The sequence below is a fragment of the Rhizorhabdus histidinilytica genome (assembly GCF_900167915.1).
In the GTDB taxonomy this organism is placed as follows: Bacteria; Pseudomonadota; Alphaproteobacteria; order Sphingomonadales; family Sphingomonadaceae; genus Rhizorhabdus; species Rhizorhabdus histidinilytica.
The window spans coordinates 345,956-366,503 of the sequence record NZ_FUYM01000005.1; the positions used below are offsets into that span (position 1 = coordinate 345,956).

28 protein-coding genes are annotated in these 20,548 nt (G+C 67.8%); 10 read left to right on the forward strand and 18 right to left on the reverse strand.

Annotated elements, in window-relative coordinates:
* Nucleotide 1: 1 nt before the first annotated feature.
* From B5X82_RS13575 to B5X82_RS13585, 3 genes are all read right to left on the reverse strand, one after another.
* Entirely contained in the window at nt 2–724 is a 723-nt protein-coding gene (locus B5X82_RS13575; RefSeq protein WP_079648684.1) for a M48 family metallopeptidase, read from the reverse strand.
* Nucleotides 725–841: 117 nt separating this feature from the next.
* Nucleotides 842–1,282, reverse strand: a complete 441-nt coding sequence (locus B5X82_RS13580) for a YcgN family cysteine cluster protein (RefSeq protein ID WP_079648685.1) — start codon at nt 1,280–1,282, stop codon at nt 842–844.
* Nucleotides 1,283–1,903 carry an SCO family protein gene (locus tag B5X82_RS13585; protein ID WP_079648686.1) on the reverse strand — a complete coding sequence of 207 codons (621 nt, stop codon included), beginning with the start codon at nt 1,901–1,903 and terminating at the stop codon, nt 1,283–1,285. It abuts the gene before it with no gap.
* Between the two features lie 53 nt (nt 1,904–1,956).
* Between B5X82_RS13585 and B5X82_RS13590 the strand changes: the two genes are divergently transcribed.
* Complete coding sequence (locus tag B5X82_RS13590) at nt 1,957–2,568, forward strand: ankyrin repeat domain-containing protein (protein WP_079648687.1); 612 nt, start codon at nt 1,957–1,959, stop codon at nt 2,566–2,568.
* On the opposite strand, the gene B5X82_RS13595 is transcribed toward B5X82_RS13590, so the two are convergent.
* The 11 genes from B5X82_RS13595 to B5X82_RS13645 form a co-directional block, all read right to left on the reverse strand.
* Nucleotides 2,565–3,017 carry an acetyltransferase gene (locus B5X82_RS13595; protein WP_079648688.1) on the reverse strand — a complete coding sequence of 151 codons (453 nt, stop codon included), beginning with the start codon at nt 3,015–3,017 and terminating at the stop codon, nt 2,565–2,567. The two genes, B5X82_RS13590 and B5X82_RS13595, sit on opposite strands and share 4 nt — an antisense overlap.
* Before the next feature lie 54 nt (nt 3,018–3,071).
* Nucleotides 3,072–3,575, reverse strand: coding sequence for an MmcB family DNA repair protein (locus B5X82_RS13600; RefSeq protein WP_079648689.1), 504 nt, complete (start codon nt 3,573–3,575; stop codon nt 3,072–3,074).
* A 26-nt stretch (nt 3,576–3,601) separates the two neighbouring features.
* Nucleotides 3,602–3,940, reverse strand: coding sequence for a DUF1491 family protein (locus B5X82_RS13605; protein WP_079648690.1), 339 nt, complete (start codon nt 3,938–3,940; stop codon nt 3,602–3,604).
* Nucleotides 3,937–4,392 (reverse strand): PaaI family thioesterase, encoded by a 456-nt coding sequence (locus tag B5X82_RS13610; RefSeq protein ID WP_079648691.1) that lies wholly within the window; start codon nt 4,390–4,392, stop codon nt 3,937–3,939. The genes B5X82_RS13605 and B5X82_RS13610 overlap by 4 nt, the downstream gene beginning before the upstream one ends.
* Nucleotides 4,393–4,414: 22 nt before the next feature.
* The gene (locus B5X82_RS13615; RefSeq protein WP_079648692.1) at nt 4,415–4,900 is read right to left on the reverse strand and encodes a PTS sugar transporter subunit IIA; all 486 of its coding nucleotides are present in this window, start codon (nt 4,898–4,900) and stop codon (nt 4,415–4,417) included.
* Between the two features lie 20 nt (nt 4,901–4,920).
* Nucleotides 4,921–5,502, reverse strand: a complete 582-nt coding sequence (gene hpf / locus B5X82_RS13620) for a ribosome hibernation-promoting factor, HPF/YfiA family (protein ID WP_079648693.1) — start codon at nt 5,500–5,502, stop codon at nt 4,921–4,923.
* An 80-nt stretch (nt 5,503–5,582) separates the two neighbouring features.
* Nucleotides 5,583–6,287, reverse strand: coding sequence for a DNA polymerase III subunit epsilon (gene dnaQ, locus B5X82_RS13625; RefSeq protein WP_079648694.1), 705 nt, complete (start codon nt 6,285–6,287; stop codon nt 5,583–5,585).
* Entirely contained in the window at nt 6,280–6,888 is a 609-nt protein-coding gene (coaE, locus tag B5X82_RS13630; RefSeq protein WP_079648695.1) for a dephospho-CoA kinase, read from the reverse strand. The genes dnaQ and coaE overlap by 8 nt, the downstream gene beginning before the upstream one ends.
* Nucleotides 6,889–6,902: 14 nt before the next feature.
* Nucleotides 6,903–7,757, reverse strand: a complete 855-nt coding sequence (aroE, locus tag B5X82_RS13635; protein ID WP_079648696.1) for a shikimate dehydrogenase — start codon at nt 7,755–7,757, stop codon at nt 6,903–6,905.
* A complete protein-coding gene (locus B5X82_RS13640) occupies nt 7,754–8,347 on the reverse strand; it encodes a Maf family protein (RefSeq protein ID WP_079648697.1) in 594 nt (197 codons plus the stop codon). Before B5X82_RS13640 ends, aroE begins: the two co-directional genes overlap by 4 nt.
* A 52-nt stretch (nt 8,348–8,399) precedes the next feature.
* Nucleotides 8,400–9,224, reverse strand: coding sequence for a pyruvate, water dikinase regulatory protein (locus B5X82_RS13645; protein WP_079648698.1), 825 nt, complete (start codon nt 9,222–9,224; stop codon nt 8,400–8,402).
* 327 nt (nt 9,225–9,551) lie between these two features.
* Here B5X82_RS13645 and hemE point away from each other — a divergent pair, with 327 nt between their 5' ends.
* The 4 genes from hemE to B5X82_RS13665 all read left to right on the forward strand — a co-directional run bounded on the left by hemE (nt 9,552) and on the right by B5X82_RS13665 (nt 13,213).
* Nucleotides 9,552–10,586, forward strand: a complete 1,035-nt coding sequence (gene hemE, locus B5X82_RS13650; RefSeq protein ID WP_079648699.1) for a uroporphyrinogen decarboxylase — start codon at nt 9,552–9,554, stop codon at nt 10,584–10,586.
* A gap of 4 nt (nt 10,587–10,590) precedes the next feature.
* Nucleotides 10,591–11,043 (forward strand): CopD family protein, encoded by a 453-nt coding sequence (locus B5X82_RS13655; protein ID WP_079648700.1) that lies wholly within the window; start codon nt 10,591–10,593, stop codon nt 11,041–11,043.
* A 190-nt stretch (nt 11,044–11,233) separates the two neighbouring features.
* The gene (gene rho / locus B5X82_RS13660) at nt 11,234–12,490 is read left to right on the forward strand and encodes a transcription termination factor Rho (protein WP_047167261.1); all 1,257 of its coding nucleotides are present in this window, start codon (nt 11,234–11,236) and stop codon (nt 12,488–12,490) included.
* A gap of 18 nt (nt 12,491–12,508) precedes the next feature.
* Nucleotides 12,509–13,213, forward strand: a complete 705-nt coding sequence (locus B5X82_RS13665; RefSeq protein WP_079648701.1) for a class I SAM-dependent methyltransferase — start codon at nt 12,509–12,511, stop codon at nt 13,211–13,213.
* Between the two features lie 4 nt (nt 13,214–13,217).
* On the opposite strand, the gene B5X82_RS13670 is transcribed toward B5X82_RS13665, so the two are convergent.
* Nucleotides 13,218–13,619: a helix-turn-helix domain-containing protein gene (locus B5X82_RS13670; RefSeq protein ID WP_079648702.1), complete on the reverse strand. Its 402-nt coding sequence runs from the start codon at nt 13,617–13,619 to the stop codon at nt 13,218–13,220.
* A gap of 73 nt (nt 13,620–13,692) precedes the next feature.
* Between B5X82_RS13670 and B5X82_RS13675 the strand changes: the two genes are divergently transcribed.
* From B5X82_RS13675 to B5X82_RS13685, 3 genes are all read left to right on the forward strand, one after another.
* A complete protein-coding gene (locus tag B5X82_RS13675; RefSeq protein WP_079648703.1) occupies nt 13,693–14,550 on the forward strand; it encodes a class I SAM-dependent methyltransferase in 858 nt (285 codons plus the stop codon).
* Between the two features lie 49 nt (nt 14,551–14,599).
* Nucleotides 14,600–15,250, forward strand: a complete 651-nt coding sequence (locus tag B5X82_RS13680) for a YjbE family putative metal transport protein (RefSeq protein WP_079648704.1) — start codon at nt 14,600–14,602, stop codon at nt 15,248–15,250.
* Between the two features lie 284 nt (nt 15,251–15,534).
* A complete protein-coding gene (locus B5X82_RS13685; protein ID WP_079648705.1) occupies nt 15,535–16,593 on the forward strand; it encodes a choice-of-anchor A family protein in 1,059 nt (352 codons plus the stop codon).
* Between the two features lie 102 nt (nt 16,594–16,695).
* On the opposite strand, the gene B5X82_RS13690 is transcribed toward B5X82_RS13685, so the two are convergent.
* The 3 genes from B5X82_RS13690 to B5X82_RS13700 are packed head-to-tail and all read right to left on the reverse strand — an operon-like array spanning nt 16,696 to nt 18,878.
* Entirely contained in the window at nt 16,696–17,688 is a 993-nt protein-coding gene (locus tag B5X82_RS13690; RefSeq protein WP_079648706.1) for a quinone oxidoreductase family protein, read from the reverse strand.
* A gap of 6 nt (nt 17,689–17,694) precedes the next feature.
* Entirely contained in the window at nt 17,695–18,393 is a 699-nt protein-coding gene (locus B5X82_RS13695; protein ID WP_079648707.1) for a dienelactone hydrolase family protein, read from the reverse strand.
* Complete coding sequence (locus tag B5X82_RS13700) at nt 18,390–18,878, reverse strand: methylated-DNA--[protein]-cysteine S-methyltransferase (protein WP_079648708.1); 489 nt, start codon at nt 18,876–18,878, stop codon at nt 18,390–18,392. Before B5X82_RS13700 ends, B5X82_RS13695 begins: the two co-directional genes overlap by 4 nt.
* Nucleotides 18,879–18,979: 101 nt before the next feature.
* Between B5X82_RS13700 and B5X82_RS13705 the strand changes: the two genes are divergently transcribed.
* Both B5X82_RS13705 and mnmE read left to right on the forward strand, forming a co-directional pair.
* A complete protein-coding gene (locus B5X82_RS13705; RefSeq protein WP_029548395.1) occupies nt 18,980–19,225 on the forward strand; it encodes a DUF6489 family protein in 246 nt (81 codons plus the stop codon).
* On the forward strand, nt 19,200–20,522 hold the full coding sequence (mnmE, locus tag B5X82_RS13710; RefSeq protein WP_079648710.1) for a tRNA uridine-5-carboxymethylaminomethyl(34) synthesis GTPase MnmE: 1,323 nt from the start codon (nt 19,200–19,202) through the stop codon (nt 20,520–20,522). The genes B5X82_RS13705 and mnmE overlap by 26 nt, the downstream gene beginning before the upstream one ends.
* Nucleotides 20,523–20,548: the final 26 nt, after the last annotated feature.

The following is a 20,548-nucleotide window of genomic DNA, read 5'->3' on the forward strand; positions in this document are numbered from 1 at the left end:
GTCAGGCCTCGCGCCCCAGCCAGTAGAGCTCACGCCCGCGGCGGCGCAGCCAGCCGCGCTCGGGCATCGGGTCGCGGCCCAGCAGCCGTTCGACGGCGGCGTGGAAATCGGGGCTGTGGTCCATGTGCAGGCGGTGCGCGACCTCATGCGCGACCGTCGCCTCGAGCACTTGGGGCGGGGCGAGGATCAGCCGCCAGCTGTACCGGATGTCGCCGCTCGCCGAGCAGCTTCCCCAGCGCGCGCGCGGATCGCCGACCGAGACCCGGCCGATCGTAACCCCGGCGATCGCCCCGAAGCGCGCCGTCTCCGCTTCCAGCCGGGCGAGCGCCTGCGCGCGCAGCCAGCGGATCACCCGCGCCGCGAGCATGTCGGCGGGCGGCGGCACGACCAGCCGATCACCTATCCGGCGGACGATCCGTCCGCCGTCGCCCAGCTCGATCGTCAGCCGCTCGCCCGCCACGTCGATGGCCAGGCCCGGCACGATCGGCCGCGCGACCGGCAGCGCGCCGAGCGCCTCCTCGATCCAGTCGCGCTTGCTCTCGACCCATTTGAGCGCCTGGCGCAGTGACGCCTGGGCGGGCAGCACCAGCCGGACCCCACCATCGCGCGGATCGACGCTGAGCCGCATTCGCCGCGCCTGCGCCATGCGCCGCACCTCGAGCGGACGACTGCGCCCGCCCGCTTCGAACAGCATCACTGGCTCGGGCTTGCGGCGGAAGATCATGCGCGGGAGTCTAGCGCCTTATCATGTCGGTTGGAATCGGGCTGGTCATCACCGGTCATGCTGAGCGCGTTTCAGCATGGCGGCCTTTCGTAGGGATGCGGCATCCCTACGAAACCTCTACAGATCGCGGTCGACCAGATGATGTTCGAGGTCGCCGGCCTCATCCTCCGACACGGTCCAGCCGCGCACCGACACGCCGGCCTTGTGGACCGATTCGGGATCGCCGCTGACCAGCGGGTGCCAGTCGGGCAGCGGCTGTCCCTCGTCGAGCAGCCGGTAGGCGCAGGTCGAAGGCAGCCAGTCGATCTCGCGCAGGACGCGTGGGGTCAGCCGCACGCATTCGGGAACGAAGGTGCGGCGGTGCTTATAGTCCTTGCACAGGCCGGTACGGCGATCGAGCAGGCGGCAGGCGACGTTGGTCGCCATCAGTTCGCCCGTCTCCTCGTCCTCCAACTTGTGGAGGCAGCATTTTCCGCAGCCGTCGCACAGCGACTCCCACTCGGCCCGCGTCATCTCGTCGAGCCGCTTGGTCTCCCAGAACGGCTTGTCGTTTGCCATCTACCTTGCCCAGCGCTCGATGTCGGCGGCGACCGCGTCGGCATCCTTGTCCTGGGCCACCAGCGCCAGCGGCTTGCCCTGCGGATCGAACAGCATCGCCTGGCGGCTATGGTCGACCAGATAGCCGGGGGTGCCGGGCGTACCGTCCTGCTTCTTGTAATAGATCGCGAATTCCTTGGCCACGGCGGCGATCTCGGCCTCGCTGCCGGTCAGGCCGATCAGCTTGGGATGGAAGGCGCGGACGAACTGCCTGAGCACCGGCGGGGTGTCGCGCGCGGGATCGACGGTGATGAAGATCGGCTGGATCTTCGCCGCCAGCGCCGGGTTCGACGCCTCGATCTTCCGATATCCCTTCATCAGGGTCTGCACGTCGACCGGGCAGACGTCGGGGCAGAAGGTGTAGCCGAAATAGATCAGCCGGTACTTGCCCGCGAAATCGCCGTCGCTGATCTTGCGGCCGTCCTGGTCGGTCAGGGTGAAGGGGCCGCCGATCTTCGCGTCGGCCAGCGGCGGCGTCTCGGCCGCAGGGCCGCAACCCGACAGGAGCGGCGGTGCCGCGAACAAGAGCAGCGCGGCGAGCGCGCGCGACAGGATCGGATTGTTCATGGTGCGGCCAGCCATGCTTTGCTATTGGCCCAGGCGCAAGGGCGTTTCATAACAGGGACATGCCACATATGATGATCCGCCGCCACCTGCTGGCCGCTGGCGTCGCCGCCACGATCGGTCTCGCCGCCGCACCCGCCGCCGCCCAGTTCTCGGACAGCTACAATTTCCTCAACGCGGTTCGCCAGTCCGACGGGACCAAGGCGACCAAGGCGCTCGAGGGCAATGGCGCGACGCTGGTCAACACGCGCGACTATTCGACCGGCGAGACCGCGCTGATGATCACGATCAAACGGCGCGACCTGACCTGGTCGAGCTTCCTGCTCGGCAAGGGCGCCAACCCCAATGTCCGCGACGCGCAGGGCAATGCCCCGCTCCACGCCGCGGCGCTGCTCGGCTTCACCGAAGGGGCCGAACTGCTGCTGGGCCGTCGGGCGCAGGTCAATATGGCCAACAACAGCGGGGAGACGCCGCTGATCATCGCCGTGCAGCAGCGCAACGTGCCGATGGTCCGCCTGCTGCTGATGAACGGCGCCGACCCGAAGATCGCCGATCGCATCGCCGGCAAGTCCGCCCGGGACTATGCCTCCGAAGACCCGCGCGGCAGCGCCGTGCTCAAGGTGATCGACGAGACCAAGTCGACCGTCGCGCCAAAGAAGAACATCGCGGGGCCGGGGCTTTAAGCCTGGAATAGCGGCCGGTCGAGCAGCAGATGGACGAGCGGATAGGGGCGCCCCTGTCCGTCGCGGTCCGAGCGGCCGGTCGGCACGAAGCCGAGCCGCCGATAGAAGCCCACCGCCTGCCCGTTCTGCTCATTGACGTCGGTGGTGACCGCACCGTGCAGCGCCGCCGCATGATCGACCAGCGCGCGGCCGACGCCGGCGCCGCGATGCCGCGGATCGACGAACAGCGCCTCCATGTGCGAATCGTTCATCAGCAGGAAGCCGATCGCGTGGTCGTCTTCGCCGACCGCCAGCCAGAGCGGCGCGCCCGGCAGGAATTCCGCGACCTCACGGCCGATCGCGGCGCGATCCTCAGGCGTCAGGAAATCATGGGTGGCGTCGACCGCATCGCCCCAGATCTCCACCGCGCGGGCGCCTTCCGCGGGTCGCATCGGCCTGATCCTGATCATCGGCGCGGCTGATAGCGGCGCTGGCAGGCGCCGGCAACGGGTCCGGAGCCTCTCCTATACGCAGCTTTCCGGAAACGGGTCGAGGTCGCCCCACAACCGGCGCGCGGCGCGACGGGCGAAGCGGAGGGTTTCGGCCTTGCGGCGTGCGCCCGGCAGCGGGCGGTGGAGCGGTTCGCGCAGGACCGCGGCCTCGTAGCGGTCGGCGACGATCAGCCCGCAGCAGTCGGGGCGGAACGGGTCGGTGCCGAACGGCGACAGATCGAACCCGCCGGGCACCGCCCAGAAGAAACGGTCGCAATAGTCGAGGTAGAAGGGCCATTTGGCGTCACCGAGCAGGTCGGCGCGCGACACCTTGATCTCGACGATGGTGATGCAGCCCTTCGCGTCGATCGCCATGATATCGGCGCGCCGGCCGTTGCCGAGCGGAACCTCGGGCAGCGGAGTCAGCTCGGCCTGAAGGAACATCCGCGCCACCCCACGCGCGACATCGGCCGCAACCATCGGGGCGAGCGAATCGATCGAGTCGGGGGCACTGGCCATGGTTCGGAAATAGAACATTGCGGGAACGATGGGAAGGCCCGTCGTCAGAGCAACACCTCGCCGGCGATACGCCCGGCCTCGGGATGATCGATCTCGACCGCCCATAGGTCGGGGTCGGAGCGCCGCCGCCGCGCGACATAGTCGCCGGCGGCGCCCGGTTCGTCGGGATCGGCGGGCCCGACCGGCTCGAGGCCATGTCCGCCCTCGAACCGCCACACCCGCTCGACGATCGCGCCGAGCACGCCGCGATCGGCCAGCAGCAGCAGGATCGCGCCGGCGATCGCGTCGCCGCGATGGATGACCATCGCCGATCCGCCCTCGGCCTCGATCCGGCGGATCAGCGCCGAGACCAGCAGCCCGGACGCCGCCCGCGGCTCGGTCATAGGCGCGCGTAACCCGGCAGGGTAGCGAGCGGGATGCGCGATCGCATGAAGGTCCCGGTGCCCCGCGCGACCTCCTCCCCCTCCGCGTCGATCAGCCGCGCGTCGGCGACCAGCACGCGGCGGCGGCCGTTGACCCAGCGGCCCTCGGCGGTCACCGGTCCCTCCTTCATCGGCCGGGTGAGCAGCAGGTTGAAGGCGGTGGTGAGCAGGAAGAAATCGTTGACCAGGCTGTTCGCCGCATAGAAGGCGGCATCGTCGAGCATCTTGAAATAGGTGGTGCCGTGCGCCGCGCCGGCGGCGTGGAAATGAACCGGATCGACGGTGAAGTGGATTCGCGACACCCCTTCGCCACCGATCTCCAGCCGCGACTGGAACAGTCGGTTGATCGGCGCCGCCGCATAGAGCGACTCGAGCGCGCGATAATGCGCTTCCGCCCCGGTCTCGCCGCTCATCGCCCGATTCCCATCGGCGGCGTCAGGCCGCGTGCCGGGCCTCGCCGGCCGCGAACAGCGCGTAGAGCGCATCGTCCGACCCGGCGCCGCGGAGCTTCGCGACGAACGCCTTGTCGCGCATCCGCCGGCTGACGCGGGCGAGCGCCTTGAGATGCTCGACCCCGGCGTCGACCGGCGAGAGCAGCAGGAAGACCAGGTCGACCGGCAGGTCGTCGATCGCCGCGAAGTCGATCGGATTGGCGAGTCGGGCGAACAGGCCGACGACTCGATCGAGTCCCTCGATCTTGCCGTGGGGAATCGCGACGCCGCCACCGAAGCCGGTCGATCCCAGCCGCTCGCGCTCCACCAACCGTTCGACGATCACCCGCGCCTCGCCGTCGACGAGCTTCGCGGCGACGCCCGCAAGCTGCTGGAACAGGGCCTTCTTGTTGGGGACGACCAATGCGGCCTGCACCGCCTGAGGCGATAGCAGGTCGCTCAGGTCGTCCATCGATTTGTTGTCAGTCATTCGACGGGGTTCGCTATTCCTTATCCGGCCGCCCGGCTCGGCTCCACCCAGCCGATCGTGCCGTCGGTGCGCCGATACACCATATTGAAGGCGCCCGTACCAGAATTTCGGAAGAGAAGCGCGGTCGTATTTCGAAGGTCGAGCATCATCACCGCGTCGGACACGCTGGCGTCGGGAACGTCGACCCGCGTTTCGGCGATGATCACCGGGCTGTCGCCGGCGGCCTCGTCCTCGCTCGGCGCCTCGAACACGGTATAGCCAGCATTCTCGTCGATCGCGTCGACGAGCTGCGGCGTCGCGGGAACCCGCGACTTGAGCCGGTTCATATAGCGGCGGAGCTGGGTTTCGATCCGGTCGGCGGCCTGGTCGAAGGCCGGATGCGCATCCATCGCCTGGCCCGATCCCTTCAGGATCACGCCGTGCATGACATGGGCGACGATGTCGCAGGAAAAACCGTTGCCGTGCTGGCCGCGCCCGAAGGTCACATGGGCGGAGAGGCTTCGGGAGAAGAATTTGTCGGCGATCGCGTGGAGCCGGGTCTCGACATGGGTCCGGAGGGCGTTGCCCGTATCAACCTGATGTCCCGAAACACGAATTTCCATGGCAATTCTCCAACTTCTGGTGTGCCGGTGGTGGACCGCCCCGTGGCTTGCCGCCATCCGGACATTATCGGATTGTCTTCTCAGCCCGTTGCACCCTCCAACCAGAGCGGCGCATCAAGCTTCTCAACAAAGGCCTTGTGTCGTTCCAGTTCCTCCTCGCTCGCAAAATGGGGGCGGATCGCCCGGATCGTCCTGCTCGCCGCCACGACCGCACGGGGGGTGGCGACGACAACGACCTCCTCGACCACGGCCTCGCCGATCGACAGGCCGATCTGGCGGCCGCCGGTCAGCTCGACATAGAGTTGGGCAAGGAGCTGTGCATCGAGCAGCGCGCCATGCTTGACCCGGTGGCTGCGGTCGATCCCGTAGCGGCTGCACAATGCGTCGAGGCTGTGCTTGGCGCCCGGGTGGATCTTGCGGGCGATCTGCAGCGTGTCGACCATCCGGCCCATGTCGACGATCGGCCGGCCGCAGGCGCCCAGCTCCCAGTTGAGGAAGCCGAAGTCGAAGCTGGCATTATGCGCGACCAGCGGTGCGTCGCCGATGAAGTCGAGCAGCTCCTCGACCTTGTCGGCGAACAGCGGCTTGTCGCTCAGGAAGCGTTCGGACAGGCCGTGGACCTGTTCGGCCTCGAACGGCATCGGCCGCTGCGGGTTGAAATAGCAGTGGAAGCTGTTGCCAGTTTCGACCCGGTTGACCAGTTCGACGCAGCCTATCTCGACCAGCCGATCGCCCGTTGCGGGGTTCAGGCCGGTTGTTTCGGTGTCGAAGACGATTTCACGCATGCCGGCAATATCGGACTCCGCGCGCGGTGAGGCAAGAGACGAGATGACGGACGGCCCCACGGGTCCGGTCGATCGTGCCGCCCGTGTCGATCACCATGTCGGCGCGCGCGCGCTTCTGGTGATCGGGCAGTTGCAGCGAGCGGATATGCTTGAGTTTCAACGGATTCATTCCCGGCCGCGCGAGCACCCGGCGGGCCTGCTTCCACGCCGGGGCCGACACCACGGCGATCGCGTCGACCTGTCGCCAGCCCTTCTTCTCGAACAGCAGCGGGATGTCGAGCACCACCAGCGGGCGCGATCGGTGCCGTCGGAGGAAGAGTCGGCGCGACTCGACCAGTGCGGGATGGATGATCCGTTCGAGTCGGTGGAGCGCCGCCTTGTCGCCGAGCACCGCCTTGCCGAGCACCGTACGGTCGATGCCGTGCGGCCCCGCCGTGCCGGGAAAGGCCGCCTCGATCGCCGCGACCAGCTTGCCGCCGCGGCCCTGGAGGCGGTGGACCTCGGCATCGGCGTCGTAGACCGGGACACCGAGGCGGCGGAACATCGCCGCCACGGTCGACTTGCCCATGCCGATCGATCCGGTGAGGCCGAGGACGATCATCGCGACCCCGTGCCTCAGCCGACCAGCAGCGCGCGCAACGCGTCGTCCGCGTCGCGCGGCGCGGGCCGGCCGAAGAAGCGCTCGAACGCCGCCGCCGCCTGGCCGATCAGCATGTGAAGCCCGTCGATCGTCCGCAGCCCCCGGCGCTTCGCCTCGGCAAGCAGCGGGGTTTCGAGCGGGGCGTAGACGATGTCGTAGATCACCGCGTTGGGCGGGACATGGCTGAAGTCGAGCGCCAGCGGCGGCTGTCCGCTCATGCCGAGCGAGGTGGTGTTGACGACAAGGTCGAGGATGCCTTCGCGGTCGTCGAACGGGAAATCGGTCGGGTGGGCGAAGATCTCGATCGGCGCGATCAGGCGCTCGTCGGGCTCGAACGCTTCCCGCAGCGAACGCGCCTTGGCGAGGTCGCGGGCAGCGATGACGATGGTGAAGCCATGGTCGTGGAGCGCCAGCACCACCGCCTTGGCCGCGCCGCCGGTGCCGAACACCCGCGCCATGCGGAACAGGTGCTGCTGCGCGAGCAGCGGTTGGATCGGCTCCAGGAATCCCGCATAATCGGTGTTGTAGCCGACCAGCTCGCCATGCTCCGGCACCACCGTGTTGACCGCGCCGATCCGCTCGGCGGCGGGATCGATCCGGTCGATCAGCTTCATCACCGCCTGCTTGTGCGGGATGGTGACGTTGCAGCCGCGCCAGGCGGGATCGCGGCGGCGCTCCTCGAAGTAGATCCAAAGGTCTTCGGGCTTCACATGCGCCGCGCGATAGTCCGCTGCGAGTCCGGCCCGGTCGAGCCAGAATTTGTGGATCGTCGGCGACTTCGAATGGCCGATCGGATCGCCGATCACCTCTGCGAATGGCAGTTCGCTCATGACGGCATCACCCCCCGAAGGCGCAGATAGTCGAGCAGCGGCAGCAGCGGCAGCCCCAATATGGTGAACTGGCTGCCCTCGATCCGCGCAAAGAGCTGGGCGCCGCGTCCCTCGATCCGGTAGCCGCCGACGCAATGGCCGATCTCGGGCCATTCGGCATCCAGATAGGCGTCGACGAACGCCTCGCCGAGCGGCCGGACGTGGAGGATCGCAGTATCGACATGGCGCCACACCGGCGCGCCGCCCTCGCAGATCACCGCCGCGCTGTGGAGCTTGTGGCGCTTGCCCGACAGCCGCAGCAGCAGGTCGCGCTGCGCCGCGCGCGTCTCGGCCTTGTCGATCATCGTGCCGTCGTCGAACGCAACGGTCGAATCGCAGCCGAGCACCAGGTCGGTCGGATGGCGCCGCGACAGCTTGGTCGCCTTGAGCTCGGCCAGCGCGTCGGCGAGATTGCGTGGCGACACACCCTCGGCACGCAGGCCGGCCTTCATGGAATCCTCGTCGACCCCGGCCGCCATCGCGGTGAACGGTACCCCAGCGGCATCGAGCATCCCCCGCCGCGATGCGGATTGCGAGGCGAGGATCAGCATGGCTGCGCCTCCCGTCCCCTCGTTCCGGGGAGGAACGGAGCCGGAGTGTCCCTCACTTCGCTTCTTCCTTCGCCGAGCGTTCGTTGACGAGATTGATGATCGCGGCCGCCGTCTCCTCGATCGAGCGGCGGGTGACGTCGATCACCGGCCATCCCTGGTCGGAGAAGATGCGCCGCGCGAAGCTCAGTTCGGCGGCGACCTTCTCATGGTCGACATAGGCGGTCTCGGGCGACTGGTTGAGCGACAGCAACCGGTTGCGGCGGATCTGGACGAGCCGCTCGGGGCTGGTGGTCAATCCGACGATCAACGGGTGGACCAGCGCGTAGAAGGAGGGCGGCGGCGGGGATTCGACCACCAGCGGCACATTGGCGACCTTGTAGCCGCGATTGGCGAGGTAGATCGAAGTCGGCGTCTTCGACGATCGCGATACGCCGGTCAGGATGATGTCCGCCTCCTCCCAGTCCTCGGAGGCGATGCCGTCGTCATGCGCGATCGTGTACTGGATCGCCTCGACCCGCGCATAATAGGCGGCATCCAGGATGTGCTGCCGTCCCGGCCGGGCAAGCGCCTGCTGGCCGAGCAGCTGCGACAAGGCGTCGATCACCGGATCGAGGGCCGAGACGCTGGGCAGACCGAGCGCGTGGCACCGCGATTCGAGCCGGGTGCGGATGTCGTTGTTGACCAGGGTGAAGATCACCAGCCCCGGCCGCTGCGCGATTTCGAGAAGGATGCGGTCGAGGTGCCCCTGGCTGCGCACCATCGGCCAGAAATGCTTGATCGTCTCGACTCCCTCGAACTGGGCGAGCCCCGCCTTGGCGATGTTCTCGAGCGTCTCGCCGGTCGAATCCGACAGGAGGTGGAGATGGAGGCGGATCATCGATCGTTTGATCCACTGACGTGGAGCGCGATACCCAAGGGGACGGATCTGTGGAAAACCATGCGGATGGAGCTAGCGGAAGGGCGGGGACGCTTTCAAGCGGCGGATTCATCCCCGCTGACCGAGCCGATCTCCGGCGATCCATCCACAGGGGATAGGATCGATCCACAGGCTGTGGATAATGGGAATGGCGTGAGGGACTCGGAAGGGCGCCGCGATTCCGCGTGAGTCAAGCTGTTGGCAATCGCGCCAACTGTGAATAAACCCCGGCACCCAACGCCCTACAAACCTCTTCAGTTCCTCTTCAAAGAATCAATAAGGAAGATAATGGCTGCCCTTCCCGCCGAGACGCGCCCCCTGCTCGCCGTGCTCCGGGGTGAGCGCCGCGATCCCCCGCCGGTCTGGCTCATGCGCCAGGCTGGCCGCTATCTTCCCGAATATCGCGCGCTGCGGGAAACCAAGGGCGGCTTCCTCGAGCTGGCCTATGACAGCGACGCCGCAGCCGAGATCACCTTGCAGCCGATCCGCCGCTTCGGCTTCGACGGCGCCATCCTCTTCTCCGACATCCTGATCATTCCGCACGCGCTGGGCCAGGACCTGCGCTTCGAGGCGGGCGAGGGGCCACGCCTGTCGCCAACCCTGGTCGACCGGACGCTCGCCGATCTCGAACCGGTGCCGGCGCGGCTCGAACCGATCTACGGCACCGTCCGCCGGGTCCGCGCGGCGCTGCCGTCCGAGACGACCTTCCTCGGCTTCGCGGGCAGCCCATGGACCGTCGCCACCTATATGGTGGCCGGGCAAGGCAGCCGCGAGCAGGCCGAGACACGGCGCAAGGCCTATCGCGATCCTTCCGGCTTCCAGGCGATCGTCGACGCGCTGGTCGATGCCACTGCCGACTATCTGTCGAAGCAGATCGAAGCGGGAGTCGACGCGGTGCAGCTGTTCGACAGCTGGGCTGGCAGCCTCGCCCCGCGCGAGTTCGAACGCTGGGTGATCGCCCCCACCGCCGAGCTGGTCCGCCGGCTTCATGCGCGGCATCCGGGCGTGCCGGTGATCGGCTTTCCGAAGGGTGCGGGTGGCAAGCTCCCCGCCTATGCGCGTGAGACCGGCGTCGACGCGGTCGGGCTCGATGAGACCGTCGACCCGGCCTGGGCCCACGCCAACCTGCCCCAGGGATTGACTGTGCAAGGCAATCTCGACCCGCTCGCGCTGGTATCGGGGGGCGAGGGGCTCGACGCCGCGGTCGATGCGATCCTGGGGGCTTTCCCCGGGCGCCCGCATGTGTTCAACCTGGGACACGGAATCCTGCTCGACACGCCGATCGCCCATGTCGAGCGGCTGCTCGCGCGAGTCAGGGGATGAGGCCATGACGACGATGATGGGTTTTCTGGGCAACGCCTACCCCTGGGTGAAGGCGGCGCACCTCATCTTCGTCATCTTCTGGATGGCGGGGCTGTTCATGCTGCCCCGCTTCTTCATCTACCACCATGCCGCGGCGCCGGGATCGGCCGAGGACCGCGCGTGGATCGAGCGCGAGCGGCGGTTGCGCTCGATCATCATCACCCCGGCGATGATCCTGGTCTGGCTGTTCGGACTGATGCTGGCGTTCGACCAGGCGCTGTGGAGCGTCCACTGGTTCCAGGCGAAGTTCGCCACCGTCTTCCTGCTGTCGGGTTTCCACGGCTGGGCGGTCGGCTATGGCCGGCGGATGGCGGCGGGCTACCGCGCCCCGTCGGACAAGGCACTGCGCTTCATGAACGAGATTCCCGGCATCGCCACGGCGGTGATCGTGATCCTGGTGATCGTCCGGCCGTTCTGAGTCGCCACCACCTGCGAACCATCGCCGGACTCTTGACTTGAACCCGGGCCGCGCTTACCTCCCGGCCAAGAACAGGCCCGCCGTTCGAGCGGGGACCCTTTCTCCTGCCAAAAACCGAAGCGGCTCCTTTCCCATCGCCGCCCGAGACTTCTCCCGACCGATCTGAAGACCCAGACCAGGAATTCCCTCGATGCACCTGAAGGACCTCAAGAAGAAGAGCCCCGCCGATCTCGTCAGCATGGCCGAGGAGCTCGGAGTCGAGGGCGCGTCGACGATGCGCAAGCAGGACCTGATGTTCGCCATCCTCAAGGTCGAGGCGGAGAATGGCGAGCAGATCATGGGCGAGGGCACGATCGAGGTGCTGCCCGACGGCTTCGGCTTCCTGCGCAGCCCGGAGGCGAACTATCTCGCCGGTCCCGACGACATCTACGTCTCGCCCAACCAGGTGCGGAAGTTCGGCCTGCGCACCGGCGACACCGTCGAAGGCGAGATTCGCGCACCCAAGGACGGCGAGCGCTATTTCGCGCTGACCCGGTTGGCGTCGATCAACTTCGACGATCCCGACGTGGTCCGCCACCGCGTCAACTTCGACAATCTCACCCCGCTCTATCCGGAAGAGAAGCTGCGGCTCGACACGCTCGACCCGACCGTCAAGGACAAGTCGGCGCGCGTCATCGACATCGTCTCGCCGCAGGGCAAGGGCCAGCGCGCGCTGATCGTCGCGCCGCCGCGCGTCGGCAAGACGGTGCTGCTCCAGAACATCGCCAAGGCGATCACCGACAACCATCCGGAGGTCTTCCTGATCGTGCTGCTGATCGACGAGCGGCCCGAGGAAGTCACCGATATGCAGCGTTCGGTGAAGGGCGAGGTGATCAGCTCGACCTTCGACGAGCCGGCGCAGCGCCACGTCCAGGTCGCCGAGATGGTGATCGAGAAGGCCAAGCGCCTCGTCGAGCACAAGAAGGACGTGGTGATCCTGCTCGACTCGATCACCCGTCTCGGCCGGGCCTACAACACCGTGGTTCCCTCGTCGGGCAAGGTGCTGACCGGCGGTGTCGACGCCAATGCTCTGCAGCGGCCGAAGCGCTTCTTCGGCGCCGCGCGCAACATCGAGGAGGGCGGATCGCTCTCGATCATCGCCACCGCGCTGATCGACACCGGCAGCCGCATGGACGAGGTGATCTTCGAGGAATTCAAGGGCACCGGCAATTCGGAGATCGTGCTCGACCGCAAGGTCGCCGACAAGCGCATCTTCCCGGCGATGGACGTCGGCAAGTCGGGCACTCGCAAGGAAGAGCTGCTGGTCGACAAGGGCAAGCTGTCGAAGATGTGGGTGCTCCGTCGCATCCTCATGCAGATGGGCACCGTCGACGCGATGGAGTTCCTGCTCGACAAGATGAAGGATTCGAAGACCAACGAGGATTTCTTCGACTCGATGAACCAATAAGCGGGAAGGGAGCGGCGCTTGGGGGGGCTGACCGACTGGACCTACAAGCGCTTCTGGGCGCATGTCGAGCATCCCTATCGCCGCCTGCGCCGCCGGTTGCTCGAACTGGCCGGCCCCGGCCTGACCATCCTCGACGCGGGCTGCGGCCACACCGCGCCCAACCTCCAGGAGCTGCGCGACAGCGGCGCGACGCTGATCGGCGTCGACCTCGTCCATCTCGAGCCGCAGCCGGGCATGGAGCTGATCGAGGCCGATCTTGGCCGGATTCCGCTGCCCGACGCCTCAGTCGACCTGATCTATTCGCGTTCGGTGATGGAGCATGTCGTCGATCCCGACGCGGTCTATGGCGAGGCGGCGCGGCTGCTCAAGCAGGGCGGGCGCTGGATCTTCCTTACCGCCAACCGCTGGGACTATGTCTCGATCGTCTCGCGGCTGACCCCCAACCGCTTCCACGCCGGCATCGTCCGCCGCTTCGAGGGCCGGGACGAGATCGACGTCTTCCCGACCGCCTACCGCACCAACGACCGTAGCCAGATCGCCCATTACGCGGCCGCGCATGGCTTCCGCATCGACGCGTTCGAGCGGCACGGCCAATATCCGGCGATGTTCTACCGGGTAGGCCCGCTCTTCCTGCTCGCCACCTTCTTCGAGAAGGCGGTGATCAAGCTCCCCTTCCTCGCCGGCCTGCGCGGCTGGCTCTATGTCGAGCTGGTCAAGCGCTAGATATTCAGGCCGTCCGCCGTCGCGCATTGATCCGCAGGATCCGGCGGAATTTCGGGCATTGTAGCTGATCGGGCTCGGGACAGGCGGCGGCATGCCGCAGGCCGTCGCGCAGCATGCCGAGCCGGCGGATCATGCGGTCGAGCTCGTCCGCCTTGTCGAGCAGTTTCGCCCGATCGATGTGCGGTGCCGCGTCGGGACGGACCATCGGCACGATGTCGTCGAGCGGGAATCCGGCGGCGCGGCCGAGCGCGATGAGGTCGAGCCTTTCGAGCACGCCGGGATCGAACAGCCGCCGCAGCCCGCGCCGGCCGATCGCGGCGATCAGCCCGCGTTCCTCATAATAGCGCAGCGTCGATGCGGGGACGCCCGATCGCTTCGCCACCTCTGATATGTCCAGGTCGCGCATGGTCTTGACCTCAAGCCGGCTTGAGGTGGCAAGCTAGGCCAAAGTCGATTCGCGGACAATGCAGGAGAAGGTAATGACCGATGCCGAGACGGTGCGCGCCGAGCAGCAGGCGCTGTGGAACGGGATTGCCGGACAGGCCTGGGTCGACGAGCAGGCGCTGCTCGACCGGCTGTTCGCGCCGTTCGCGGCGCTGCTGGCCGAGGCGGCGCACGAGGTCCATGGCGGGCGGGTGCTCGACGTCGGCTGCGGGACGGGGGCGACGACGTTGGCGATCGCAGCGGCGCTTGGACCCGGCGGGGAGTGCGTCGGCGCCGATATTTCGGGTCCGATGATCGACTTGGCGCGGGCGCGTGCGGAACGGGCCGGGGTCGCCGCAGCTTTCGTCCAGGCCGACGTCGAAAGCCATGATTTCGCCCGGGCGAGCTTCGACCTCGTCATCTCTCGCTTCGGGGTGATGTTCTTCGGCGATCCGGTGCGGGCCTTCGCCAATCTGCGGAGGGCGGTGCGGGATGGCGGCGGCCTTGTCCTGCTGGCATGGCGCGGCACCGACGAGAACGGTTTCATGACCGCGGCCGAGCGCGCCGCGGCGCCCCTGCTGCCGCCGCAACCGCCGCGTGACCCCGGTGCGCCCGGCCAGTTTGCCTTCGCCGATCCCGATCGGGTGCGCGCGATCCTGACGGCGGCCGGCTGGACCGGGGTGGAGATCGAGCCGGTCGACGTCGATTGCACCATGTCCGACGCCGAACTCGACAATTATGCGGTCCGCCTCGGCTCGCTCGCGCGGGTCCTGCCAACCCTCGACGAGGCGCTGCGGGCCCGCGTCGTCGCGGCGGTGCGGGCGGGATTCAATCCCTATCGCCACGACGGCCAGGTGCGCTTCACCGCGGCCTGCTGGCTGATCCGCGTCCGTCCGGCCCGTCCGACGGGCTGATCACGGTTACAGGCTCGACAGCGACCCGCTTTCGATTAGGGAGGGGGGAATGATCGATCTCTGGAATCATATCGTCGCGGATTTCTCCAACATCACCAGCCCGGCGGCGATGGCCGCCTTCGTGCAGGTGCTGATGATCGACATCATGCTGGCCGGCGACAATGCGATCGTGGTCGGTGCGCTGGCGGCGGGGCTGCCCGCCGACCAGCGGCGCAAGGTGATCCTGATCGGCATCATCGCCGCGCTCGTCCTGCGCATCGTCTTCGCGGTCAGCGTCAGCCTGCTGATGGGCATCGTCGGGCTCGTCCTCGCCGGCGGGCTGTTGCTGCTCTGGGTGTCGTGGAAGATGTTCCGCGAGCTGCGTCACGCCGGCGCCCCGGCGGGCGCGGACCCGACCGAGCATGACGGCATCCCGCAGAGCAAGACCTTCCTCGGCGCGGCCTGGGCCGTCGCTGTCGCCGACGTGTCGATGAGCCTCGACAACGTCCTCGCGGTCGCTGGCGCGGCGCGCGAGCATCCCGGCATCCTCGTCATCGGCCTGCTGCTCTCGGTCGCGCTGATGGGCGTCGCCGCCAACCTGATCGCCCGCTACATCGAGCGCTACCGCTGGATCGCATATGGCGGCCTCGCGGTGATCCTCTATGTCGCGGTCAAGATGATCTGGGAAGGCAGCCACCAGGTCTGGCCGCTGATCGCCTGAATCCTCTTCAGTGCCGGCTTTTTCGACGTGGGAAGGCGCTTTCCCGCGCCGATTCATGTTGCAATGCTTTACGATTCTCATCTTGTTAGATCTTATAGTATTGGTGAACTGACTTCAGTTTAACGGTATTTTTACTGAAGTGTCGGATTTTTTTACAATTACCGTCCGGGCGATCGCGACGATATTGGCGCGATAACGGCATTTATTACTGGAAAACGCTACGTTCTTCTGATAGGCGACGATCGATGGCGACGTTTGCGCCTATCGGTTGTAGGGATGAAACGATGCGTGGGTTCCGTGCTTTTCCGATCATCGTCGCCGGCTTGATGGCCGTCGCCCATGCAGGGCAAGCGTCTGCCGCGCTGGTCGGCCAGTCGGTCTCGACGGGTATCGCCGCGCTCAAGGAATGGAACGTCGTCTCGTTCAACAACTTCACGTCGTACAACCATGTCGATGGGCGCGTGTTCGCGGGCGGCAGCTTCACTGCCGGCGGCAACTTCACCATCCAGAATAACAACATCCCGTCGTCGAGCTACGGCACCCCGGCGCTGACCGTGGTCGGCAGCGCCGCGCTCAACGGCAGCATCAACGCGGGCGGCGGCATCAGCGTCGGCGGCAGCGTCAGCGGTTCGTTCAACAACAATGGCCAGAACGTCGTCACCTACGGCGGCTCCAGCAGCGCCTGGGCGAACAACACCACTTTCACCAAGGGCGCGTCGGACTTCACCAGCACGCTGCAGAACCAGTCGAACGACATCAAGGCGTCGCTGATCAGCCTCAGCCAGAATCTCGCCGCGCTCGGCAACACCAGCGGGGTGAGCGTCGGCGGCGACAGCAACAACCAGCAGATCACCGTGACCGGCAGCGGCCTTCAGGTGCTCAACTGGTCGGAGGCGATGTTCGAGGGCAACAGCAATCAGCAGCTGCTTGTCAGCCTGCCCAGCGACGCGACGCTGGTCATCAACGTCGCCGGCACCGACATCGACTTCAACCGCAATTTCAACCGTTTCAGCGGTGACAACCGGGTGCTGTTCAACTTCTACGAGGCGAACACGGTCGATATCGGCCGCCAGTTCAGCGGCTCGATCCTCGGCGTCTTCGCCGACATCACCGGCGGCAACAGCGGCAATATCGACGGCACGGTGATCGGCAACAACGTCCGCCAGAATTCGAACGGCGAAATCCACAACAATTATTTCCAGGGTGACCTGTCGAGCATCAACGGCCCCGTGTCGGTCGCGCCCGAGCCGTCGACCTGGGCGATGCTGATCCTCGGCTTCGGCCTGGTCGGTGCGATGATGCGCAGCCGCAACCGCCGGACGCTGGTCATCCAGGCCGCCTGAACGATCCCCCGGATCATCGGACAAAGCAAAGGGCCCGCCTTGGCGGGCCCTTCATTTTTCGATTCCCTGTCTTCCTGGCGGAAACCGGGATGACATCGGGACTCAGGGCAGCAGGACGATCGACCCCGTGGTGCGCCGCCCCTCGAGCGCGCGGTGCGCGTCGGCGGCCTGGTCGAGCGGGAGCCGCAGGCCGATCTCGACACCGAGCTTGCCCTTTTCGAGCATCGCGAACAGGTCGGCGGCGGCGGCGTCCATCTCGGCGCCGGTCGCGACATAGTCGAACGCGCGCGGGCGGGTCAGGAACAGCGATCCGCGCTTGGTCAGTTCGAGCGGGCTGGTCGGCGGGACCGGGCCGGACGCATTGCCGAAGCTGACCATCAGCCCGCGTGGGCGCAGGCTGTCGAGCGAGGCTTCCCAGCTCGCCGCACCGACCCCGTCGAACACCACGTCGACCCCTTCACCACCGGTCGCCGCACGAACGGCGGCGGCGAGTTCGCCATAGGGACAATCGAGCGCGACGTCGGCACCGAGGCCATGTGCGATCGCCGCCTTGTCGGCGTTGCCGGCATGGGCGATCACCCGTACCCCGATCGCCACGAGCCACGGTACCATCAGTCGCCCGACCCCGCCGGCCGCGGCATGGACCAGCGCGGTCTGCCCAGCTTCCATCCGGGCGCAGCCATGGACGAGCGTCTGGACGGTCACGCCCTTGAGCAGTACGGCCGCCGCCGTCTCGTCGTCGATCGCGTCGGGGAGCGCCACCAGGATCGCGGGATCGACATCGGCCCACGTGGCATAGGCACCGGGCTGGGCGGCCATATAGGCGACCCGCTGCCCGATCGCGACCCCGGCGACCCCCGCGCCGATTGCCTCGACCACGCCCGCCGCCTCGACGCCGAGCGGGGCGGGGAGCGGCTGCGGGTAGAGGCCGGTGCGGTGATAGGTGTCGATGAAGTTGACCCCGATCGCGCGGTGCCGGACGCGGACCTTGCCCGCCGCGACGGGCGTGTCCGCCAGCGGCTCGGCCTCGATCACCTCGGGACCGCCGAACCGGCTGGCGACGAGCCTATGGTCGGATGCCCTATGGTCGGACATGCGCGATCAGGCCAGGTGCTGGGCGAAGAAGGCCTCGGTCCGCTCGTCGGCGAGCTGCGCGGCGGCCTCGACGCGGCGCTTGCCCATCGTCGTCGCGAAGCCATGATCGACGCCGGGATAGTCGAACAGCGTCACCTTGGCATGACTGTCGAGCCCCTCGTGCATCTTTCGCTGGACCTCGGCCGGCACAAAGCCGTCGTCGCCCGCGATGTGGAGCGCCAGCGGGTGTGCGATCGCATGCGCCTCGCCGAGCAAGCCGTCGATGCCGACCGCATAATAGCCGACGCTCGCGTTGATGTCGGTACGCGCGGCGGTCATGTAGGCGAGCCGGCCGCCCAGGCAGTAGCCGACCGCGCCGACCTTGCCGCCATGGATCATCGCGCGGGTATCGCGGATCGTCGCCTCGATGTCGCGGATGCCCTGGTCCTGGTCGAACTGGCCGAACAGGTTAAGGCCCTCCTGCATCTCCTCGGGCACATCGGGGTCGAGCTCGATGCCAGGGCGGATCCGCCAGAACAGGTCGGGCGCCACCGCCAGATAGCCCTTCGCGGCCCATTGGTCGCACTTGATGCGGATGCCGTCGTTCACCCCGAAGATTTCCTGGATGACGATGATCGCCGCCTTGGGCTCGGAGACGGGCTGCGAGGTGTAGGCGAGGAATTCGTCGTCGCCGTGCAAGGTCTTGATTTCGGTATAGCTTTTCACAGAAGGCCTCCTCGTCTCTCAGGGCGTCTCTCATGGTCGAGCAACCATGTCTTCGTGATGATCCCGCGTCCGCCGGAATAATGACCGATCGTGCCGCCGCTGCCTACCACCCGGTGACAGGGGACGACGATCGGGAAGGGATTGCGGGCGCAGGCCTGGCCGATCGCGCGCGGCGCCGACCCGGCGATCCGCGCGAGCGCGCCGTAGCTCAGCGTGTCGCCGGACGGGATCGCGGTGATTGCATCGCGCAGCGCCGCCCCGCGCGGCGTCGCGGCGGGGAGCAGCGGCAGCTCGAACGTCGCCGCGCCGTCCTCGAAATAGGCGTGGAGCTGGCGGATCGCCTCGGCCGCCGGTCCCTCCGCCGGCGCGTCGTCGATATCGTCGGGCGCGGTGCGATCGCCGAGGATGTGGATCGCGCGCAGCCAATGCGCATCGGCCTCGATCAGGATCGGGCCGAGCGGGGAGGGAAGCAGGGTCGTCGTCATCGGGGCATCTTCGCGGAGATCAAGGGGGCGGGCAATATGGACAGAGGCTCCGCGAAACTCTAGCCATGGGGCGGGACGTTTCAATGACCCGGAGGGCGTGCATGAAGATCACCGTCGACGTCGATTGCACGCCCGAGGAGGCGCGCCGCTTCATGGGGCTGCCCGACCTGTCGAGCGTCCATGACGCCTATGTCGAGAAGATGAAGAAGACGATCGAGGAGGGGGTGACCCCCGACACGCTCGACACGATGATGCGCAACTGGATGCCGATGGGCGAGGCCGGCATGAACATGTGGCGCACGATGTTCGACCAGATCGGCCGTGCCGCCGGCACCCCTGGAAAATAGCCCCGGCGCTTCGGCGTCCGACACGATCTTCGCGCTGTCGAGCGGCGCCCCGCCGGCGGGGGTCGCGGTGGTGCGGGTCAGCGGACCGATGGCGGGCGCGGCGATCGACCGGCTGACCGGCGGCCGGCCGCGCCCCGCCGCGCGCCGCGCGAGCCTGCGCATCCTGACCGATCCCGCCAGCGGGACGACGCTCGACCGGGCGCTGCTGCTCTGGCTGCCCGGGCCCGGCACCGCCACCGGGGAGGACATGGCAGAGCTCCATCTCCATGGCGGCCGCGCGGTGACGGCGGCGGTGCTCGCGGCGCTCGGCCGGCTGCCGGGCCTGCGTCCCGCCGTGGCCGGCGAGTTCACCCGCCGCGCCTTCGAGACAGGGCGGATCGACCTCAACGAGGCCGAGGCGCTCGGCGACCTGCTCGCCGCCGAGACCGAGGCGCAGCGCCGCAACGCGATGCTGCTCGCGGGCGGGGCACTGAGCCGTGCTCTGGAGGGCTGGCAGCATCGGGTGCTGTCGCTGGCGGCGCGGCTTGAGGCGCAGCTCGACTTTTCCGACGAGGAGGACGTCGCGCCGCTCGACCCCGGCTTTGCCTCGGAGCTCGCCGCACTCGACGCCGAGGTGGCGCGCTGGCGCGGCCGGCTTCCCGTGGAACGCCTGCGCGACGGCGTCCGGGTGGTGCTCGCGGGCCCGCCCAATGCCGGCAAGTCGACGCTGCTCAACGCCTTGGCCGGGCGCGAGGCGGCGATCGTCACGCCGATCGCCGGGACGACGCGCGACCTGATCGAGGCGCCGGTGGCGTTGGGCGGCGTGCCCTTCCTGCTCACCGATACCGCCGGGCTCCACGCGGGGACGGGCGACGCGGTCGAGGCGATCGGCATCGATCGCGCGGCCCAGGCGATCGCCGCCGCCGACATCGTCCTCTGGCTCGGCGATCCCGGATCGGCGCCGGCGGGCGCGGTCCGGGTCGGCGCCCAGGCCGACCGGCGAACGCTCGACCCTGCCGCGCACGACCTGCTCGTCTCCGCGCAGAGCGGCGCGGGGATGGACGAGCTCGTCACGCTGCTGCTTGATTGCGCCGCGACGCTGCTGCCGGGGGAAGGCGAGGCGGCGCTGTCGGCGCGGCAGCGCGCGGCGCTCGACCGGCTTGGCGAGGCGCTGGCGCTGGCGCAGGGGGAGGGCGATCCGATCCTCGTCGCCGAGGGACTGCGCCTCGCCCGCGCCGCGATCGACGCGTTGACCGGGCGTGCTGGCACCGAGGACATGCTCGACGGCCTGTTCGGCCGCTTCTGCATCGGCAAATGAGGATGTTCCACGTGGAACATTTTTGA

Bases quoted from the DNA above. Each gene is read 5' to 3' on its own strand.
- B5X82_RS13575 (WP_079648684.1), bottom strand. From the start codon at position 724: ATGATCTTCCGCCGCAAGCCCGAGCCAGTGATGCTGTTCGAAGCGGGC.
- B5X82_RS13580 (WP_079648685.1), bottom strand. From the start codon at position 1,282: ATGGCAAACGACAAGCCGTTCTGGGAGACCAAGCGGCTCGACGAGATG.
- B5X82_RS13585 (WP_079648686.1), bottom strand. From the start codon at position 1,903: ATGGCTGGCCGCACCATGAACAATCCGATCCTGTCGCGCGCGCTCGCC.
- B5X82_RS13590 (WP_079648687.1), top strand. From the start codon at position 1,957: ATGATGATCCGCCGCCACCTGCTGGCCGCTGGCGTCGCCGCCACGATC.
- B5X82_RS13595 (WP_079648688.1), bottom strand. From the start codon at position 3,017: ATGATCAGGATCAGGCCGATGCGACCCGCGGAAGGCGCCCGCGCGGTG.
- B5X82_RS13600 (WP_079648689.1), bottom strand. From the start codon at position 3,575: ATGTTCTATTTCCGAACCATGGCCAGTGCCCCCGACTCGATCGATTCG.
- B5X82_RS13605 (WP_079648690.1), bottom strand. From the start codon at position 3,940: ATGACCGAGCCGCGGGCGGCGTCCGGGCTGCTGGTCTCGGCGCTGATC.
- B5X82_RS13610 (WP_079648691.1), bottom strand. From the start codon at position 4,392: ATGAGCGGCGAGACCGGGGCGGAAGCGCATTATCGCGCGCTCGAGTCG.
- B5X82_RS13615 (WP_079648692.1), bottom strand. From the start codon at position 4,900: ATGACTGACAACAAATCGATGGACGACCTGAGCGACCTGCTATCGCCT.
- hpf (WP_079648693.1), bottom strand. From the start codon at position 5,502: ATGGAAATTCGTGTTTCGGGACATCAGGTTGATACGGGCAACGCCCTC.
- dnaQ (WP_079648694.1), bottom strand. From the start codon at position 6,287: ATGCGTGAAATCGTCTTCGACACCGAAACAACCGGCCTGAACCCCGCA.
- coaE (WP_079648695.1), bottom strand. From the start codon at position 6,888: ATGATCGTCCTCGGCCTCACCGGATCGATCGGCATGGGCAAGTCGACC.
- aroE (WP_079648696.1), bottom strand. From the start codon at position 7,757: ATGAGCGAACTGCCATTCGCAGAGGTGATCGGCGATCCGATCGGCCAT.
- B5X82_RS13640 (WP_079648697.1), bottom strand. From the start codon at position 8,347: ATGCTGATCCTCGCCTCGCAATCCGCATCGCGGCGGGGGATGCTCGAT.
- B5X82_RS13645 (WP_079648698.1), bottom strand. From the start codon at position 9,224: ATGATCCGCCTCCATCTCCACCTCCTGTCGGATTCGACCGGCGAGACG.
- hemE (WP_079648699.1), top strand. From the start codon at position 9,552: ATGGCTGCCCTTCCCGCCGAGACGCGCCCCCTGCTCGCCGTGCTCCGG.
- B5X82_RS13655 (WP_079648700.1), top strand. From the start codon at position 10,591: ATGACGACGATGATGGGTTTTCTGGGCAACGCCTACCCCTGGGTGAAG.
- rho (WP_047167261.1), top strand. From the start codon at position 11,234: ATGCACCTGAAGGACCTCAAGAAGAAGAGCCCCGCCGATCTCGTCAGC.
- B5X82_RS13670 (WP_079648702.1), bottom strand. From the start codon at position 13,619: ATGCGCGACCTGGACATATCAGAGGTGGCGAAGCGATCGGGCGTCCCC.
- B5X82_RS13675 (WP_079648703.1), top strand. From the start codon at position 13,693: ATGACCGATGCCGAGACGGTGCGCGCCGAGCAGCAGGCGCTGTGGAAC.
- B5X82_RS13680 (WP_079648704.1), top strand. From the start codon at position 14,600: ATGATCGATCTCTGGAATCATATCGTCGCGGATTTCTCCAACATCACC.
- B5X82_RS13685 (WP_079648705.1), top strand. From the start codon at position 15,535: ATGCGTGGGTTCCGTGCTTTTCCGATCATCGTCGCCGGCTTGATGGCC.
- B5X82_RS13690 (WP_079648706.1), bottom strand. From the start codon at position 17,688: ATGTCCGACCATAGGGCATCCGACCATAGGCTCGTCGCCAGCCGGTTC.
- B5X82_RS13700 (WP_079648708.1), bottom strand. From the start codon at position 18,878: ATGACGACGACCCTGCTTCCCTCCCCGCTCGGCCCGATCCTGATCGAG.
- B5X82_RS13705 (WP_029548395.1), top strand. From the start codon at position 18,980: ATGAAGATCACCGTCGACGTCGATTGCACGCCCGAGGAGGCGCGCCGC.